We start from the raw sequence: 16,403 nt of genomic DNA, 5'->3' as shown, positions 1-16,403 counted from the left end.
CGTCAGGAGAGCCGAACACACGGGGGAAACCATGTTCGAGCGGCTGGGCACATTCGTCGTACGCAGGGCCTGGTGGGTGATCGCGGGCTGGCTGGTCGCGGCAGCCGCCATCATCTTCACCACACCGTCGCTGAGCGACATCACCTCCGCCGACCAGGAGAGCTTCCTGCCCCGCTCCTACGAGTCGGTGCAGGCCACCGAGCTCGCGAAGGAGGCGTTCCCGCAGCAGGCCACCGCAACGGCGATCGTCGTGGTCAAGCGCGCCGACGGGCAGAAGCTCACGCCGGCGGACGAGGCCAAGGTGGGCCAGCTCGCCCAGTCGCTCAAGGCGAAGAACATCGCGCACACGTCCGGCTATCTGACCGGGCCGCCGGCGGTGGCGCCGGACAAGTCGGTGCAGGTGGTCAACGTCGGGCTCGATGCCCCCACCCCGGACGACCCGGCGCTGCTCGACGCCGTACGCGATCTGCGGGCGGCCATCGGCCCGGAGCTGGCGGGCAGCGGGCTGAGCGCGGGCGTGGCCGGCGACGTGGCAAGCTTCGTCGACAACGAGGACACCTTCAACAAGGCATTCTCCGTGGTCGGCGTCGCCACGATCATCCTGATCATCGGACTGATCCTGATCATCTTCCGCAGCCCCATCGCCGCGCTGCTGCCCGTGGTGGTCGTCGGCGTCGTGCTGACCATCACGACGGGGCTCGTCGCCGCCGCGGGCAAGGCGTTCGACCTCAACGTCAGTCAGGACCTGCAGACGATCCTGCTGATCGTGCTGTTCGGCATCGGCACCGACTACATCCTGTTCCTGCTCTTCCGCTACCGCGAGCGGCTGCGGGCCGGCGACGACAAGCGGACCGCGATGATCGTCTCCGTCCAGCGGGTCGGCGAGGTCATCACTTCCGCCGCCGGAGCGGTCATCGTCGCGTTCCTCGTGCTGCTGCTGGCCTCCCTCGGCTTCTTCGGCTCCCTCGGCCCGGCGCTCGCCATCGCCGTCGGGGTCATGCTGGTCACCTCGCTCACCCTCGTCCCGGCGGTCGTCTCGCTGCTCGGCCGGTACGTCTTCTGGCCGTCCAAGGCGTGGCAGCGCGCCCCCAAGGCCACCATGTCGCACCGGCTCGGCACCGCCATCGGCCGCCGCCCTGCGCTCGTCGCCGCCGCGTCCGGCGCCCTGCTGGTCGCGCTCGCCGCCGGGGTGCTCGGCTACAAGGCCGACTACGACTTCAGCGCCGGCTTCCCGCAGGACACCGAGTCGGCGAGGGCCGCCAAGGACCTGCAGCGCGGCTTCGCCGCCGGGGCGCTCGCCCCCACCGAGGTCTACCTGACCACCGGCAACGGGTCGCCGCTGACCGAGCAGCAGATCACCGACTTCGCGGCCGCCGCGGCGAAGGCCCCGGGCGTGGGCCAGGCGCAGCCCCCGGAGCGCGGCAGCGACCCGAGCGTGGCCCGGGTCAACCTGCTGCTCGACGAGAACCCGGTCTCCAACGAGGCCATCACGCTCGTCCGCGAGGACCTGCGCGACGCCCTGCACGAAGCGGCCCCACCCGGCACCCGGGCACTGGTCGGCGGACCCACCGCGATCTTCGCGGACATCAACTCGGCCAACAACCGCGACCTGTCGGTCATCCTGCCGGTGGCGGCCGGCCTGATCGCGCTCATCCTCGCGCTGCTGCTGCGCAGCCTGGTCGCGCCGATCTACCTGGTGATCGCGGTGCTGCTCAACTTCGCCGCTACCCTGGGCGCCACCGTCTACCTCTTCCAAGGGCTGCAAGGCAAGCCCGGCGTCACCTTCCAACTGCCGATCATCCTCTACCTCTTCGTCGTGGCGATCGGCACCGACTACAACATCCTGATGATCGCCCGACTACGGGAGGAGGCGCGGGAAGGCAACGAGCCGCACCAGGCCGCCGCCATCGGCGTGGAACACGCCGGGCCGACGGTCGCGGCGGCGGGTCTGATCCTCGCCGGCACGTTCGGGGTGCTGATGCTCGCGCCGATCTCGTTCCTGCAGCAGATGGGCTTCGCCGTGGCGATCGGGATCGTGCTGTCGGCGTTCGTCATGTCGATGTTCTTCGTGCCGGCGCTCACCGCGCTGATCGGGCACACCGCGTGGTGGCCGGGCCACGGGGACGAGCGGCGGGTCAGCGAGCGGGACGTCCCGCCGGAGCCGGCGAGCGTGGCGAACGCGTAGCGGGCGGCGCAGCCACCGGGGCATGACGGACCGCCTCCGCGGGTACGCGAACAGTGGCCGATCCGGTCCACTGAGGAGGTGCCGGCATGCCCCGGGCGGGCCTGAGGAGTTCCACGCCACGTCATGCCGCACGTTCGACGGAGCTGGACGGGACCGGCTCGGGCTGGCGAGCCCGGTGGGCGAAACGCGAGAACAAGCGGCGGCAGCGCGCCTACGCGGACGCCGTCGAGACCTGGTCCCTGCGCGGGATCCGGCTGCAACGCCTGCGCGCCGCGGCCGAGCAGTCGCCGGCCGAGTCTGCGGACGGCCTGCCGGTGGACCTGGCCGACGGCGAGGTCGTCGTCGCCGTGCAGCCCAAGGCGGAACTGGTGGAGGTCCAGGCCGGCCGCCACGCCGACCTGCCCACGCCCGAACTCGCCGTCGTCCCGGTCCACCCGAGGAAACGGGGCCGCCGCTTGCCCCACGGCCTCCGGGTGGCCGGCGTCGGCACGGCCCTGGTCACCGATCGCCGCATCATCCTCCTCGGTCGCAAAATCCGTCGCGAGTGGGCGTTCCCGCTGCTGAGCGGCCTCGCGCACTACCCGACGGCACCCATCACGCTGGTGCACACCGCCGACGGTCGGCCGCTGGCCGGCCTCCGGGTTCCCCTGGCTGACGCGGCCCACTTCCGGCTGAGACTCACCATGGCGTACGCGGATTTCCTCGGCCAGCGCCCGATCGTCCTCGCCCGGCTCGACCAGATGGTGGCCGCGAACCGGCGGTCGCTGCCGCCCGCGCCGGTGGCGGCGACCGCGGAGCAGGCGCCGGCCAGCGCCCGCCTCGCCCGCCCCGCGCTCGTCGCGGCCGCCGTCGCGCTCGTCGCCGTGCCGGCGTACGCCATGATGGTGGACCCGCGCGGACCGCGCGGCGCCTTCGACGGCGGTGTCGCCGACGCGCCGCTGCCCACCGCGCTGCCGGAACTCCCGACCGGGACCTGGCCCGGCAGCGCCGCCACGACCCCGCCGTCGGCACCCGCCCCCACCACCGCTTCGCCGGCACCCGCCACGACCACTCCCGGCAGGGCCGGTGCGCCGACCCGCCGGTCGGCCGGACCTGGCGCGCCCCGCCGGTCGACGCCGACTCCCCGCCCCGCCCCGCGGCCCACGCCACCACCCAACGCCGGCCCGGGCCGCCCGACCCCCGCCCCGCCGACCGTGCCGGGGGACCAGCCGACGCCGGCGGACCGGTGCGGGGCGCCGGAGAACCCGTACGGCTACACCTACTGCGGCGGCGACCTCGTCCACGAGCCGGCCACCGGTGTCTGCGGCTTCTTCACCTGTGTGGACGGCTTCTGGGCGGGCAAGGGCTACCTGATCGTGTGCGATGACGGCCGGATCGGCATGGTCGGCGGCAGCACCGGCCGGTGCCCCGAGCGCGCCGGCCGCAAAGACCCGGTGTACGCAGCCCTTGACTAGGGCGTGTCCGCGTCCGTCCTATCCCCATCGATCTTGACTGATGGTGAGAAGGCGATCACGCTTTGCGTAGCTGCGGCGGCCGAGGTTGCCCAACCAGCCACCTCGACTGCGCGGCCTTCTGGATCGCCTCGCCGGAAGGACTCTCATGTGGAGTACAACAAGATCCAACCGACCGCGCCGATTCCTCGCCCTGCTCGCCCTACCCCTCGCGCTCGCCATCAGCGCCCCCGGCTTCGCCAACCCGACCACGGACACCGCAGCCGCCCCTGACCGGTCGTCGACCGGCGAACAGCACGGCGTCGGCCTGATGCGCATCGTCGTCGCCGACAAGTCGGGCATCGACCGCCTCAACCAACTCGGCGTCGACCTCGCCGAGTACGTCAAGCCGGTCGACAACGGCATCGAGGTACACGCGATCCTCAGCCCCGAGGAGAGCCAGGCCCTGCGGGACCAGGGCTTCGACGTGCAGGACGCCATCTCCGACCAGAGCGACTACGCGGACAACATGGCCGAACGGTCCGCCGCGATCCGCGCCGCGACCGCGGCGACGGCCAGCACCGACACCCTGACCGTGCTGCGGGCCGAATGGTTCTCCAGCCTCAACAACCAGCTCTTCCTCAACATCGAGGTGAAGTCCAGCGCCGGCACCGACGCGACGACGGTGCTGACGGCGAGCTGGGACAGCGGCACCGGCACCGAGATCGGCTCCGGCGGCACCGCGACCATGTCCCGGTTCACCGACGCCGGCCAGTACATGTACCACCGGTTCAGCAACCCGGTCGCCATCAACGCCGCACCGGCCAGGGCCACCATCACCAGCAACAAGGGCGGCTCGGTCACCGTCGACGTCGCGAAGTGGCTGGGCAGCCCGCGCAAGGTCACCGGCGAGCACCCGTACGTGTCGGACTTCATCGACCACTACATGGACCCGACGGAGGTCACCGCGCGGTTCACCCGGCTGGCCGCGGAGTTCCCCAAGCTGACCGAGCTGATCGACCTGCCGTACAAGACGAACGGCTACCGGCGCAAGGCGCAGGCCCAGTTCGGCACCGCCGCCGCCAGCACCGTCTACGTCACCTCCACGGCGTACGGCTCCGAGGGCGGCAACGACGTCACCATGACGCTGGTCAACCCGGGCGCGGCGAACGCACCGCTGACGGTGAGCGTGGCCGGCAAGGCCGTCACCGTGAGCCTGGCCACCGACGGCACCGGCGCGATCACCAGCACGGCGGCGCAGGTCGTCGCCGCGGTCAACGGCAACGCCGACGCGGCCAAGCTGCTCACGGCCAGCACCTACCGGGGCAACGCCGGCGCCGGCGTGGTGGCCGCCGCCCCGGTGACCACGCTGACCGACAACCTGAAGGCGCCGGCGAGCGTGTCCCGCGAGCCGTTCCAGATGAAGGTGCTGCGGATCGGCAAGCACCGCGACGGCTCGAAGGTCGGCGTCTTCCTCTACTGCCAGGAGCACGCCCGCGAGTGGGTGACCCCACTGGTCTGCGTGGAGTCCGCCGAGCGGCTGCTGCGCAACTACGCGCAGGACCCGAACACCCGCAAGATCGTCGACGACCTGGACATCTTCATCCTGCCGGTCGTCAACCCGGACGGCGCGCACTACAGCATGTACGACTTCAACATGCAGCGGCGGAACATGACCAACTACTGCCCGGCGTCCAACGCGGACCCGGGCCGCCGCAACTCCTGGGGCGTGGACGTCAACCGGAACTTCTCGGTTGGCTCCGTCTTCGACGGCTTCGTCGGCGCGTCGGCGACCAACTGCACCAGCGACACGTTCGCCGGGCCGAGCGAGCTGTCCGAGCCGGAGGCGCGCAACGAGGTCTGGCTGGTCGACACCTTCCCGAACATCAAGCTCTCCATGAACACCCACTCCTACGGCGGGTACTTCATGTGGCCGCCCGGGGCGTACAAGGCCGAGGGGCGGGAGGTGCTGCCGCGGGTGGACCAGGGCACCGAGGCGTACTTCTGGACCTCCTCGGACTACATCCTCTCCCGCGTGCAGGAATACCGAGGCACGGCGATCTGGCCGGGCCGCACCGGACCGGTGACCGACGTGCTGTACTCGGCGGCCGGCAACAGCGCCGACGAGCACTGGTACAACCGGGGCATCATCGGCTGGGACTTCGAGGTCGGCGCCGACATCTACAACCCGACGACCGGGCGGTTCAGCGCGGTCGGCTTCCAGCCACCGTTCGCCGAGGGGCACGAGGAGGCGATGGAGTTCGCCAACGGCAACATCGCCATCCTCGAGGTGGCCCGGGCGTACGCGACGGACAAGATCCAGCCGCAGACGTCGCTGAAGGTGGTCAAGCAGGAGGCGGGGGCGACGGCGTTCACATTCAGCACCAGTGAGCCGGCGAACGTGTACTACACGCTCGATGGCAGCCGGCCTACGTACAGCTCGCCGAAGCTGGCGCTGGCGGGGATGCGCGAGGGGGTGCAGAGCATCACGGTGAACAGCGACACCACCGTCAACTGGTTCTCGATCGACATCGCCGGCAACGTGGAGAGCAACTACAAGCCGGACGGTGAAGGCAGCAACTACAACAAGCAGGTGGTAGGCGTCCACTAGCGAATCGACCGCTTGAACACTGGTGGCCGCCGACCACGGGTCGGCGGCCACCAGCCTGTGGACGGCCGGCCCCGTACTGAGTGGCTCGGGCGTACCGGAGTGCCGCGCCGCTCGCTGTCGGATGCCGGGTGGCGTGGCACACGCTCCCGATGACAATTGTTGCTGCGGGCACTAATGCCTGTGCAGGTTCTTGACAGGGTTAAGCGGGCCGACGGGGCCGTCCGATCGGGGGAACGCCGCGGGTCCCCCTGGCTGGCGTGCCGCAGGTAGTGTCCTGGACACCGCCGGTGGGGAGGTGGGAGCGCCGCATCACGTGTGCTGACATCGGACCAGACCTCGTCACCGGGGCCAGTCCCACCTGCCAGAACCAAAAGGTGCCGCATGCTCTCCCGCTCCCCGTCCGCCACGGAATCGCCGGTGCTGATCCTGGACCGTGCCACCTCCCTGGTCGACTATCTGATGGCCGTGCGCGCCCAGATGGAGAAGCCGGCTCGGACGGTGCCGCAGGCCGACGCGTTCTGGCAGCACCAACTACCCGTCCACGTGGACTGCCAGGTAGGCGTGTCTGCTGACGACGGCAGCTGGCTGCGGATCGGCCTTCCGCCCGCGCCGAAGCAGCTGCGGGCACCCGCCGAGTTCAGCCCCTATCTCGCCGGGCCGCTGTCGTACGAGAGCGAACCGCGGCTGGCCGGCGATGAGGAGACGGTCGAGCACCTCCGTACCCGGTTCGAGCAGTGGCGGGAGCGAGACTGGCGGCCGTGGGCCGAGCAGGCCCGACGTACCGAAGCGGTCCGGAAACTGCACCGCAGCCTGTTCGACCTTATGCACCGCGTCGACATGAACGCCGCCAGCCAGGAGTTGGTGTGGGGGCACGGCGTCCTGAGCACGGACGTCGGCGCGAATCGGGTGCAGTACCCGCTCGTGGTGACCCCGGTCGCCATCGAGTTCGACGCCGACCGGTCGATGATCCGGGTGGTGCCGCAGGGCGCCGGCCGCCTCCAGACCGACCCGCTGACCGGTCTCGACGAGCGATACCTCAGCCAACTGCTCGCCCTCGCCGGCTCCGGCGGGCAGCTCGACCTCGACGTCTGGGACGACTTCACCCGCCTGGAGTTCCTCGAACGGGCCCTGCGCCGCCTCGGACTCGATCCGACCGTCCGGGCCGCCGACGCGCCCGCCCCGGCCGGACCGTACGTCCACGACACCGGCGTGCTCTTCGTCCGGCCCAGGCAGCGGATGCTGCGCCGGTTCCTCGAGGAACTGCGAGCCCGCCTGCTCAGCGGCGACACCGCGAGCATCGGGGCTCTGGCCGCCATCCTCGCCCACGAGCCGAGCCGCTTGGAGATGCCGCAGGACCAGCCGGCACGGTGGGCGCCGCTGGGGGAGCGGCTGCTCATGCCGCTGCCCACCAACGAGGCGCAGGAGTCCATCGCCCGGCGGCTCGCCCAGCACCGCAACGTGGCCGTCCAAGGCCCGCCCGGCACCGGCAAGACCCACACCATCCGCAACCTGATCTGCCACCTGATGGCGCACGGGAAGCGGGTCCTCGTGGTCGCGCAGAAGGAGGACCCGCTGCGTGTTCTGCGGGACGGCCTGCCGCAGGAGATCCAGTCGCTGTGCCTGGCGGTGCTCGGCCGCTCCACCGACCAGCTCGTCCAGCTCCAGCTCGCCGCCCGGGAACTCTCCGACCGCGGCGCCACCCTCGACAAGCGGAGCGAGCAGCAGCGGGTCGACCGGCTGCGACACCAGCTCGAGGAGGCCGAGCGGGACCTCGGCCAGGCGCTCGGGGCGCTGCGCACCCTGGCGGAGAACGAGTCCGCCCAGTACGAGATCGACGGCATCCGGCTGTCGCCAAGCGACGTCGGCGGCTGGCTGCGAGATCGCGCCGAACGGTACGGCGACATCCCCGACGAGATTCCCCCGGACCTCGACGCCCCGCTCACCGTCGAGGAGTTCACCGACCTGCTCGACATTGCCCGCCGTACCGTGCGCCAGGACCGCACGCAGGCGCTGCGGCACCTGCCGACGGCGGCCGCGCTGCCGACCGCCTCGGCCGTGCTCGCCGCGCGGCGGGAACTCGCCGCGACCCGCGCCGAGCTGGACCGGCTCGTCGCCGACGGTGTGGTGCTGCCGGAGGTACGGGCGTTCGGCCGGCCCGCCCTCGACGAGCTCGCCGGACACCTGCGGGAGGCGCTCACCCTGCTCACCGCCAGGGAGGGTGCGTGGACCGACGCGCTCGCCAAGCTGCTGCAGGCCGACCCAAACTGGCAGGCGATATGGGAGGACCACGTCGCCGCCTGCCAGCGGGCGCTCGCCGAACTCGCCACCGCGACCCGGGCCGTCGCCGGCCACCGGGTGACCGTCCCCGACGGGCACCTGGCCGAGCCGCGCCGACTGCTGGCGCAGCTCGGCGAACTTCGCCAGCGCTTCGCCACAGGCAAGGGCGTCAGCAAGCTCTTCCAGGGCACTCTCGCCAAGCTCGCCGCGGACTGCCACATCGACGGCGAGATCCTGCGCACCACCGAGGACGTCGACATCGTCGTCGCGTACGTCAACCGCCTCCGCCTGCGGCAGGAACTCGCCACCCGGTGGACCGAGTGGCGGAACCTGCTCAACCTGCCGCAGGAACCCGGCGACCAGCCCGAACTCTGGACCGGCCGACTGCTCACCGACGCGGCGACCGCCCTGGACTGGGACCGCCGGCGCTGGCCCACCCTGCACGCGACCGTCCGCCGGCTGGTGCCCCGGGCCGAGCACGCGGTCGACGTACGTCGGCTGACCGCGCTCACCGACCTGGTCGCCCGGTGCGCGGCCGTCTTCACCCACGACCGGCTCGCCGCCGAGGAGCGCGAGCTGGGTGTCGTGCTCCAGGTCGGGATGTCCACCAGCGACGCCAGCGAGCTCTGGCGGCTGCTCGACCAGAGCCGGCAGCAGGCCGACCTGCCCGGCTGGGACGGCATCCTCGACGAGGTACGCCGGCTGGCCGGCCTGCGCCCCGACGCGCAACGGTTCACCCAGCTCATCGAACGGCTCCGCCCGGCGGCCCCCGCCTGGACCGCCCAGATCGACGAGGGCACCGCCACCGCCATCGCCGGCACCGGCGGCGACTGCCTGCACCGGTGGCAGTGGCGCCGCACCCAGACCTGGTTCGACACCGTCGTGGGCAGCATCGACCCGCTCGCGCTCGGGCGGCGGGTCGAGCAAACCCGGGACCGCATCCGACGGCTCACCCAGGAACTCGTCGTCGCCTCCTCCTGGCTGGAGGTCTCCAAGGCGCTCGACGACCGTCGGCGGGCCGCGCTCGCAGACTGGACCACCGCGCTGCGCAAAATCGGAAAGGGAACGGGCAAGAACGCCGCCCAATGGCAGGCGCACGCCCAGCGGGCCATGAGCGCCGCCGTCGACGCCGTACCGGTCTGGGTCATGTCCGTCGACCGGGCCATCGAGCAGTTCGCCGGCGGGGCGCACTTCGACGTCGTGATCGTCGACGAGGCCTCCCAGGCCGACATGTTCTCGCTGCCCATCCTCAGCCTGGCTGAACGCGCCGTCGTCGTCGGCGACGACCAGCAGATCGGTCCACAGCTGGTGGGCGTGGGCACCATCAGCGGCCTGATCAACTCGCACCTGGTCGACGTGCCCTCCGCCGAGCACTTCGATCAGGAGAGCAGCCTCTACGACCACGCCGTCCGGCGCTCCCCGGAACGCATCCTGCTCACTGAGCACTTCCGCTCGGTGCCGGCGATCATCCGCTTCTCCAGCGAGACGTACTACGGCGGGGAGATCGAGCCGCTGCGCACGGACCGGCCCGCCGGCATCGGCGACCCCGTCAACGCCGTGCACGTGCGGGAGGGCATCCGCCAGGACCTGCCCGCCTATGGCAACGTCAACGTTGCCGAAGCCGAAGCCCTCGTCGCGCGGGTCGCGGCTATCGTTGCCGACCCCGCATACGAGGGACGCAGCATCGGGGTCGTCAGCCTGCTCAGCACCAGCGGACAGGCCCTCTACCTGCTCACCCGTCTCCTCGAGGAAATCGGCGAGGAGGAGATGGGACGGCGCCGGCTGCGTGTCGGCGACTCGTACACCTTCCAGGGCGACGAGCGGGACATCGTCCTGGTGTCGATGGTCGTCGAGCCGCATCACCGCCCGGTGTCCCCCTTCACCAAGCGTGACCACCATCGGCGGGTCAACGTCGCCGCCTCACGTGCCCGCGACCAGCTGTGGGTGTTCCACTCGGTGCAGCCCGCCGACCTGCGCGAGGACGACGCCCGCGGGCTGCTGCTCACCTACTGCCAGAACGTCACCGCTGTTGACGAGGCGTACGACAACCTTGAGAAGCGCTGCGACAGCGACTTCGAACGCGAGGTGCTGCGCCGCATCCTGCGCCGCGGATACCGGCCGCTGCCGCAGTTCCGCATCGGCGGGTACCGGATCGACTTCGTCCTGCCCGCGCCCGACGGCCGGCGGCTGGCCATCGAGTGCGACGGCGACGCGTACCACGGGCCGGACCAGTGGGAGAGCGACATGCGCCGGCAGGCGGTGCTGGAGCGGGTCGGCAACTGCGTCTTCGTGCGCATCCGGGGGAGTGTGTTCAGCCGGGATCCGGAGGCGGCGCTGGAGCCCCTGTGGCAGCGGATCGACGAGCTGGGCATCAGCGTCGCGCCGCCCGTCGTTGAGGTGCCTACGTCTGCGCCGTTCGTCGCGCCGGAGGTCCCCTCGGCCCGGCCTGCCGAGCCCGCGCTGACCGAGGCCGTGACACCGCCATGGGAACAGGCGTCGCCTCCGATCACTGCGCGCGTCGCGGCCGAGCCCGCGGGTGAGGTGTCCGTTGCGCCGACGGCGCCCGAAACTCTGCCGCCGCAGCCCGCCGCCCGCGAGGCCGTCCGACCGTCGCCGGTCCGGTTTGACTCTGGTTCGCCATCCGCTGTCGAACCCGCCGCCGACGAGCCGGCACCACCGCCGGCCGCCGTGTCGGCTAGTCAAGACCCTGGTACGACACCTGCGGCCGGGCCCGCCGTCGAGGAGCCGACGCCACCGCCGGTCGTCGTGCCGCCTCGGCAGGCCGTCCGGGAGCCGGCGGTCGCCGTACCCCCGCGGCAGCCTGGGCCGGAGATGGTCTCGCAGTCGACCGACGGGCCTGCGACGGACGACGTCGTGGTGCCCGTGCCGGTCGGCTACCGCAACGTCGCATGGCTACGGCCGTACGAGGCGGTGGCCGCGGTCGACTGCTACCAGCACTGCCGGGACGTGCCGATCCGGCACGAAGGCAAGGTGCTGGGCTGGGCGCGGTACTACGACAGCGCGTCCTCCGAGGCTCGCAAGTACCGGGCCAACGTCCGGGTCGAGCGAGCCCACCCGACCGGAGCGCGACTGGTCTGCTGGGTACGCCCCCACGAGGCGAAGGCCGTCATCAGCGCCGCCTCGATGAAGCGGGACATGCCGGTGGAAGACAGTCGGGGCCGTCACGCCGGGCTGGTGCAGTACTTCCCGCCGGCCAGCCCGGCCGCGGTTCGGTTCCGCAGCGCCACCCGGCTGCTGCGGCTCTCCGGCAGTGGTGAGGGCCGGGAAGTCGCGCCCACCTCGCCGCCTTCAGCCAACCTTCGGACGACGGACCGGGCGGCTCTGGAGGACACCCTCAACCAGGCGATGGGGCGGGCTTACGGGGGCACCGAGGACGTGCCGGACGAGCCGGACGGCGAGACGACCGACCGGCGGGCGCTGGAAGCGGCCTTCCACGAGGCCATGGTCCGAAGCTACGAGCGGGCGCGCGACGAGGCGAACTATCACGCCGCGCTGTTCCTCCGCATGCTCACCGAGAAGGGTGGGTTGGCGACCGCCCGGCAGTTGCTCCACAACCCTGGCGTCTCCGAAGGCTTTACGGCGCTGTGGGAGCGGGGGCGGGTGGATCTGACCGTTGAGGCGGTCGTCATCTGGCCGAAGTTCCGGGCGCTGTTCACCCACGAGGAGTTGGCGACCGCCAGCAGCCGAGTAGTGGAGGCCTCCGCACACCCGTCCTGAGGTGACGGAAGCACCGCAATTCAGTCCGCAACGATGAGCAGCGGACCGGCTGAGTGACTGCCCACGGGTGACGCTGCCGACCGGCGGAGCGTCGCACCGGGTAGGCTGCCGCGTATGCAGCCAGCCTCGAAGCTGGAGCGCCGGGTGGTGACCGCTGCCGAGCAGGCGTTGAGGCGGCAGCGTTACGTGAGCCCGCTCGACGTGCTGACCGGGATGGGCTGGGTGCCGCTCGGGCTGGTGACGGACTGGCGGCAGGGCCGGGCGCCGCACCTGGAAGCGGTCGCGGCGGTGTCGGCCGACCGGCTCGCCGACGCGCTGGAGGTGTTCCGCCGCTGGGTGGCCAGTCGTGGCCTGCGCCCCAGCCAGGTCGAGTATCTCGCCGCCACCCGCGACCGGCGGCCGCTGCGCTTCACCGCCGCCGGCGATCTCACGCTGGAGTTGACGTACCGCACTCACTGGACGCCGGCGGACCTGCCGGAGCGGCAGCGGGAGCGGCTGACTGCCCGGCAGAGCAAGCCGCCGGACCTGGTGGTGGTGCAGCCACTGAAGGCGTTCACCTGCGTCGGTTGCGGGCGCATCGACGCCGACATGCTGATGATGGAGGACGCCGGGCCGGCGTGCCTCACCTGCGCGGACCTCGATCACCTGGTGTTCCTGCCAGCCGGCGACGCGGCGCTGACCCGTCGGGCCAAACAGGCCAGCCGGCTCTCGGCGGTGGTGGTGCGGTTCAACCGCTCCCGCAAGCGCCACGAGCGGCAGGGACTGCTGGTCGAGGAGGCCGCGGTCGAGCAGGCCGAGCAGCAGTGCCTCTCTGACGAGGAGGCCCGTGCCCGCCGCCGCGAGCGGGACCGACGCCGGCGAGAGGCCGCGGACGAGCGGTTCCAGCAGGATCTGGCCGAACAGATCGGCCGGCTGTTCCCCAACTGCCCGCCGATGCGGGCGGCGGTGATCAGCCGACACACCGGCACCCGCGGCAGCGGCCGGGTGGGGCGCAGCGCAGCCGGTCGGGCGCTTGACCCGGACGCCGTGACCGGGCCGTGGTCGCCTCCGTGCGGCACGAGGACACCGCGTACGACGAGCTGCTGATGGCCGGTGTGCCACGGGAGCAGGCCCGGGAACGGGTCTGGGACGACATCGAAAGGGTCCTCGATCGGTGGCGGCGCCCGGCCTGAGCGCCGGACCCGTCCCGTCCCGAGCCTCGCTGGTCGGCTCACAGCGCTGCGCCCTACTTGAGAAACAGCAGGTCAGGCACCGTTGTGAACCGGAGGCGGCGCCCTAGCTACAGCTAGGCCCAGGGTCGGGAAACGGCTCGGACTGCTCAAGGCCGTCCGGCGGCAGGGAATCAGCGGTTGCCGAGGGGAGTCCGTGCGACGTCGGCCGGATCGCTCAGGCGTGGCAGCGGGAACATGTCACCGCTGTCCGACTCGGTGGGTGATGGATCGGCGCGGCGTCGTTGCGGGACCTCGATCGCTGTGCTGCCGTCGAGGCGGAGGCAGGCCGGGGCGTGGCCGGCGGCGCGCAGTGCGGCCAGGGTTTCGGCCTGCGATTTTGCGCTGGCGAGCACGGTCGGGGCGAGCCGGACCAGGTGCAGGGCCTGCAGCGAGCGGGTGTTGAGGATCTCGGTGAGCAGGGTTTCGTCGTCGCTGCATAGGCAGCAGCCGGCTGGGCGTACCTGAACGCGGCCGTATCGGCGGGCTACGTCGTTGATCAGGTAGGTGAGTGTCTGCGGCACGCGGCCGCCTTCGGCCACCTCGGTGATCCGCGCCAGCAGATCCGCTGCGGTAATTCCGGCGTCGAGTGTGCGGCGGATGCTGACCGGCGAGAAGCGCCAGGTCCAGGCGCCGCTGCGGGACTCTGGCGTGGCCGAGCTGTCCAACAGAGCCAGCAGGTTGGCCGACGGGGTGCCGGTTACCACCGCGGTGAGGTCGTTCTGCAACAGGACCGTGCCGCGGGACGGGGGCAGCATGGCCTGAGCGTGCCGATGAGTCGCGTCGGCGTCATCGGTCAGCAGGCTACGGCAGAGCCTGGTCGCTGTTCCGTGAGCGAGCAGACCGATCCGGTGGGCTTCCCGCCAGATGCCGGTGACGTATCGTTCCAGATCCTCGTCTGCCTGGTCGGTCAGGACAGGGCTCTGCCAGGCCAGCCGGTCGGCGAGCGTGCCGGGGTCGGTGGCGTGACCTTCGGGTAGGACGTCGGCGAGAGTGCGCAAGGTCAGGGCGCGCAGAGCTGTCAACGTCATCTCCTCGCCCTCGTCCCAGTAGAGGACACGGGAGGAGACCGCGGTGGAGTCGGCCGGGGCGAGCGGGCACGCGGGCATCGTCAGCCAGGTGTCGACGATGTCCAGCAGATGGTCCGCAGGTTCGGCGGCGGCGAACTCGTCATAGGCCACCGAGGGGGCCAGACCGATGTCCGAGGCCTCGGTGAGGCCGCCCGCGGCGAGCAGTTCGATGGTCAGGCGGGCACGATCCTCGTCCTGGCCGGACGACTTGGCGATCCGGCGGAGCTCGCGTACGCCGAGACCGCCCGTCTTGAGCAGGGGCACCGGGCCGCCGCTCATGGTTCCGACGATCGCCGTGATTGCGGCAAGGGTCTCCGAGGCGGCGGCTGCGGCCTCCCGTTCGGCGTCCTCTAGCTCGACCGGGCTGGTAGGCACGGCCGGCGGCTGCGGGTCGAACGCAGCGACGTAGCCCTCCCGCAGCGCCAGGGCGACCTCGCGGGGCATCTCCTCGACGCCCCATGCGGAGCCGACGACGAGACCACGCTCGGCGGCCCACGGCAGCGCCACCCCGGCCGACCCGAACATGATCCCTCGCAGATCGAAGGGCTGTGCCGGCCGCAAGGCGAGCGCGGCGAGCCGGTCGCGAACGTCGGCGGGGGCCTGCGCCACGAGCCGGCGCACGTTCTCCGGCTGCGCCAGCCAGCCGACCAGCGCAACGATCAACTCGTCCTTGCCACGGCCCGTCACGGGGATGCCGTACACCTTCGCCAGCCTGCGCAGCTCGTTCATGTTCCGGGTGACGAGCAGCTCGGCGGCGCCGGGTCCGAGATTCAGCGGGTGCGGCCAGATCGCGCTCAGATGTGCCGCCGCGAAGCCGTCAGCGTACGGCCAGATCAGGGCGAGCTCGGTGAGACGGCGCAGCGCCGCGGCCAGGTCCGCGTCGCCCTCCGGTACGCCCAACAGCGTCGCCAGCCGCGCGGCGGTGCACCCGTCGCCCAGCGCCGCGGCGCCTCGCCCACCTGAAGCTGCGGCAGGGTAAGCAACGCACAGGCAGCCCCCATCGACGACGGGTGAAGTAGCCGCACGGCGAGCTGATCGGCGGTCTTCGGCGCAGGCTCGAGGGTCGCATCGCGACGATTCGCGACCAGACTGGTGAGCTGCTCCTGGGTCAGGGTGCGAAGGTGAGCGGCGAGGGACTGCACCGTGCCAACCTACGACGCCCCGCCGGCTTCAAGAACAAGGTGATCGAACACGGTGCCACCCTCGGCATCGACGTCGAGGTAGTCGCCAAAGACCCACACATCAAAGGATTCTCGGTGGTCAAACGCCGATGGGTCATCGAACGCACCCTGGGCTGGATGATGCAGCACCGGCGCCTCGCCCGTGACTACGAAGCCCTACCCGACAACTCCGCCAGCATGATCCGCATCGCGATGATCGACAACCTCACCAAACGGGTGACCGACGAAACCACCCCAACCTGGCGAGACATCTGAAGATCACATCACTCGCAAAATACCTGAATCAGACGCCCTCTTAGCTGACATTCCGCTGACGCGGCGGGCCTTACCACGGACCTCCGACAAGTTTCTCCGGCTGTCGCTCTTCCCGGGTAGCGAAACTGACCGGTCGTCCACCCCGGTCGAGCCGGAATCCTTCTGTCCACAAGGCATGGACTGCATAGCCCCAGTTCAGAGTGGTTGTGGTCAGAGATCCTTACCAGTTATCCACACCCCGTGCAGACGTTACGCACATGCCTGTCCCCAGGCGTCCACAGGTTGTCCCGAGGCTCGTCCACCGGCATGGTTGAGCAGCTCGCCGACGGGGTGCTATCCATCTCGGGAGGGACTTAGAGCGACCGGCAATAGGCGTCACCTGAGTCGGCGGGTTGTCGGCCGGGTGTCCCAGCGGTAAAGCGTGCGGGCTCGTTGGATGAGTTGACGG

The 16,403-nt window shown here is 71.2% G+C and carries 7 protein-coding genes and 1 pseudogene; 7 read left to right on the top strand and 1 reads right to left on the bottom strand.

All coding sequences use genetic code 11. From position 1 onward, the window contains the following. The first annotated feature begins 31 nt into the window (after nucleotides 1–31). From ACGFI9_RS31655 to ACGFI9_RS31630, 6 genes are all read left to right on the top strand, one after another. Complete coding sequence (locus ACGFI9_RS31655) at nucleotides 32–2,185, top strand: MMPL family transporter (protein ID WP_393183820.1); 2,154 nt, start codon at nucleotides 32–34, stop codon at nucleotides 2,183–2,185. 86 nt (nucleotides 2,186–2,271) lie between these two features. After that, nucleotides 2,272–3,639 (top strand): hypothetical protein, encoded by a 1,368-nt coding sequence (locus ACGFI9_RS31650; protein ID WP_393183818.1) that lies wholly within the window; start codon nucleotides 2,272–2,274, stop codon nucleotides 3,637–3,639. A gap of 145 nt (nucleotides 3,640–3,784) precedes the next feature. Further along, nucleotides 3,785–6,226 carry a M14 family zinc carboxypeptidase gene (locus tag ACGFI9_RS31645; RefSeq protein WP_393183817.1) on the top strand — a complete coding sequence of 814 codons (2,442 nt, stop codon included), beginning with the start codon at nucleotides 3,785–3,787 and terminating at the stop codon, nucleotides 6,224–6,226. A gap of 381 nt (nucleotides 6,227–6,607) precedes the next feature. Further along, entirely contained in the window at nucleotides 6,608–12,241 is a 5,634-nt protein-coding gene (locus tag ACGFI9_RS31640; protein WP_393183815.1) for an AAA domain-containing protein, read from the top strand. Between the two features lie 114 nt (nucleotides 12,242–12,355). Further along, nucleotides 12,356–13,327, top strand: coding sequence for a DUF2293 domain-containing protein (locus ACGFI9_RS31635; RefSeq protein ID WP_393183814.1), 972 nt, complete (start codon nucleotides 12,356–12,358; stop codon nucleotides 13,325–13,327). Next, nucleotides 13,327–13,413: a hypothetical protein gene (locus ACGFI9_RS31630; RefSeq protein ID WP_393184018.1), complete on the top strand. Its 87-nt coding sequence runs from the start codon at nucleotides 13,327–13,329 to the stop codon at nucleotides 13,411–13,413. The genes ACGFI9_RS31635 and ACGFI9_RS31630 overlap by 1 nt, the downstream gene beginning before the upstream one ends. A gap of 170 nt (nucleotides 13,414–13,583) precedes the next feature. On the opposite strand, the gene ACGFI9_RS31625 is transcribed toward ACGFI9_RS31630, so the two are convergent. Next, complete coding sequence (locus ACGFI9_RS31625; RefSeq protein ID WP_393183812.1) at nucleotides 13,584–15,248, bottom strand: helicase-associated domain-containing protein; 1,665 nt, start codon at nucleotides 15,246–15,248, stop codon at nucleotides 13,584–13,586. A 437-nt stretch (nucleotides 15,249–15,685) separates the two neighbouring features. On the opposite strand from ACGFI9_RS31625, the pseudogene ACGFI9_RS31620 reads away from it, so the two are divergent. Then, nucleotides 15,686–15,955: pseudogene (locus tag ACGFI9_RS31620) on the top strand (transposase); the annotation flags it as partial. Between the last annotated feature and the right edge of the window lie 448 nt (nucleotides 15,956–16,403).

Source organism: Micromonospora sp. NPDC048930, from assembly GCF_043197935.1.
Taxonomy (GTDB): Bacteria; Actinomycetota; Actinomycetes; order Mycobacteriales; family Micromonosporaceae; genus Micromonospora.
Note: the sequence above shows the minus strand (reverse complement) of the source record. Positions and strands in the feature narration are given on the sequence as shown.

Bases quoted from the DNA above. Each gene is read 5' to 3' on its own strand.
- ACGFI9_RS31655 (WP_393183820.1), top strand. From the start codon at position 32: ATGTTCGAGCGGCTGGGCACATTCGTCGTACGCAGGGCCTGGTGGGTG.
- ACGFI9_RS31640 (WP_393183815.1), top strand. From the start codon at position 6,608: ATGCTCTCCCGCTCCCCGTCCGCCACGGAATCGCCGGTGCTGATCCTG.
- ACGFI9_RS31625 (WP_393183812.1), bottom strand. From the start codon at position 15,248: ATGAACGAGCTGCGCAGGCTGGCGAAGGTGTACGGCATCCCCGTGACG.
- ACGFI9_RS31635 (WP_393183814.1), top strand. From the start codon at position 12,356: ATGCAGCCAGCCTCGAAGCTGGAGCGCCGGGTGGTGACCGCTGCCGAG.
- ACGFI9_RS31650 (WP_393183818.1), top strand. From the start codon at position 2,272: ATGCCCCGGGCGGGCCTGAGGAGTTCCACGCCACGTCATGCCGCACGT.
- ACGFI9_RS31630 (WP_393184018.1), top strand. From the start codon at position 13,327: ATGGCCGGTGTGCCACGGGAGCAGGCCCGGGAACGGGTCTGGGACGAC.
- ACGFI9_RS31645 (WP_393183817.1), top strand. From the start codon at position 3,785: ATGTGGAGTACAACAAGATCCAACCGACCGCGCCGATTCCTCGCCCTG.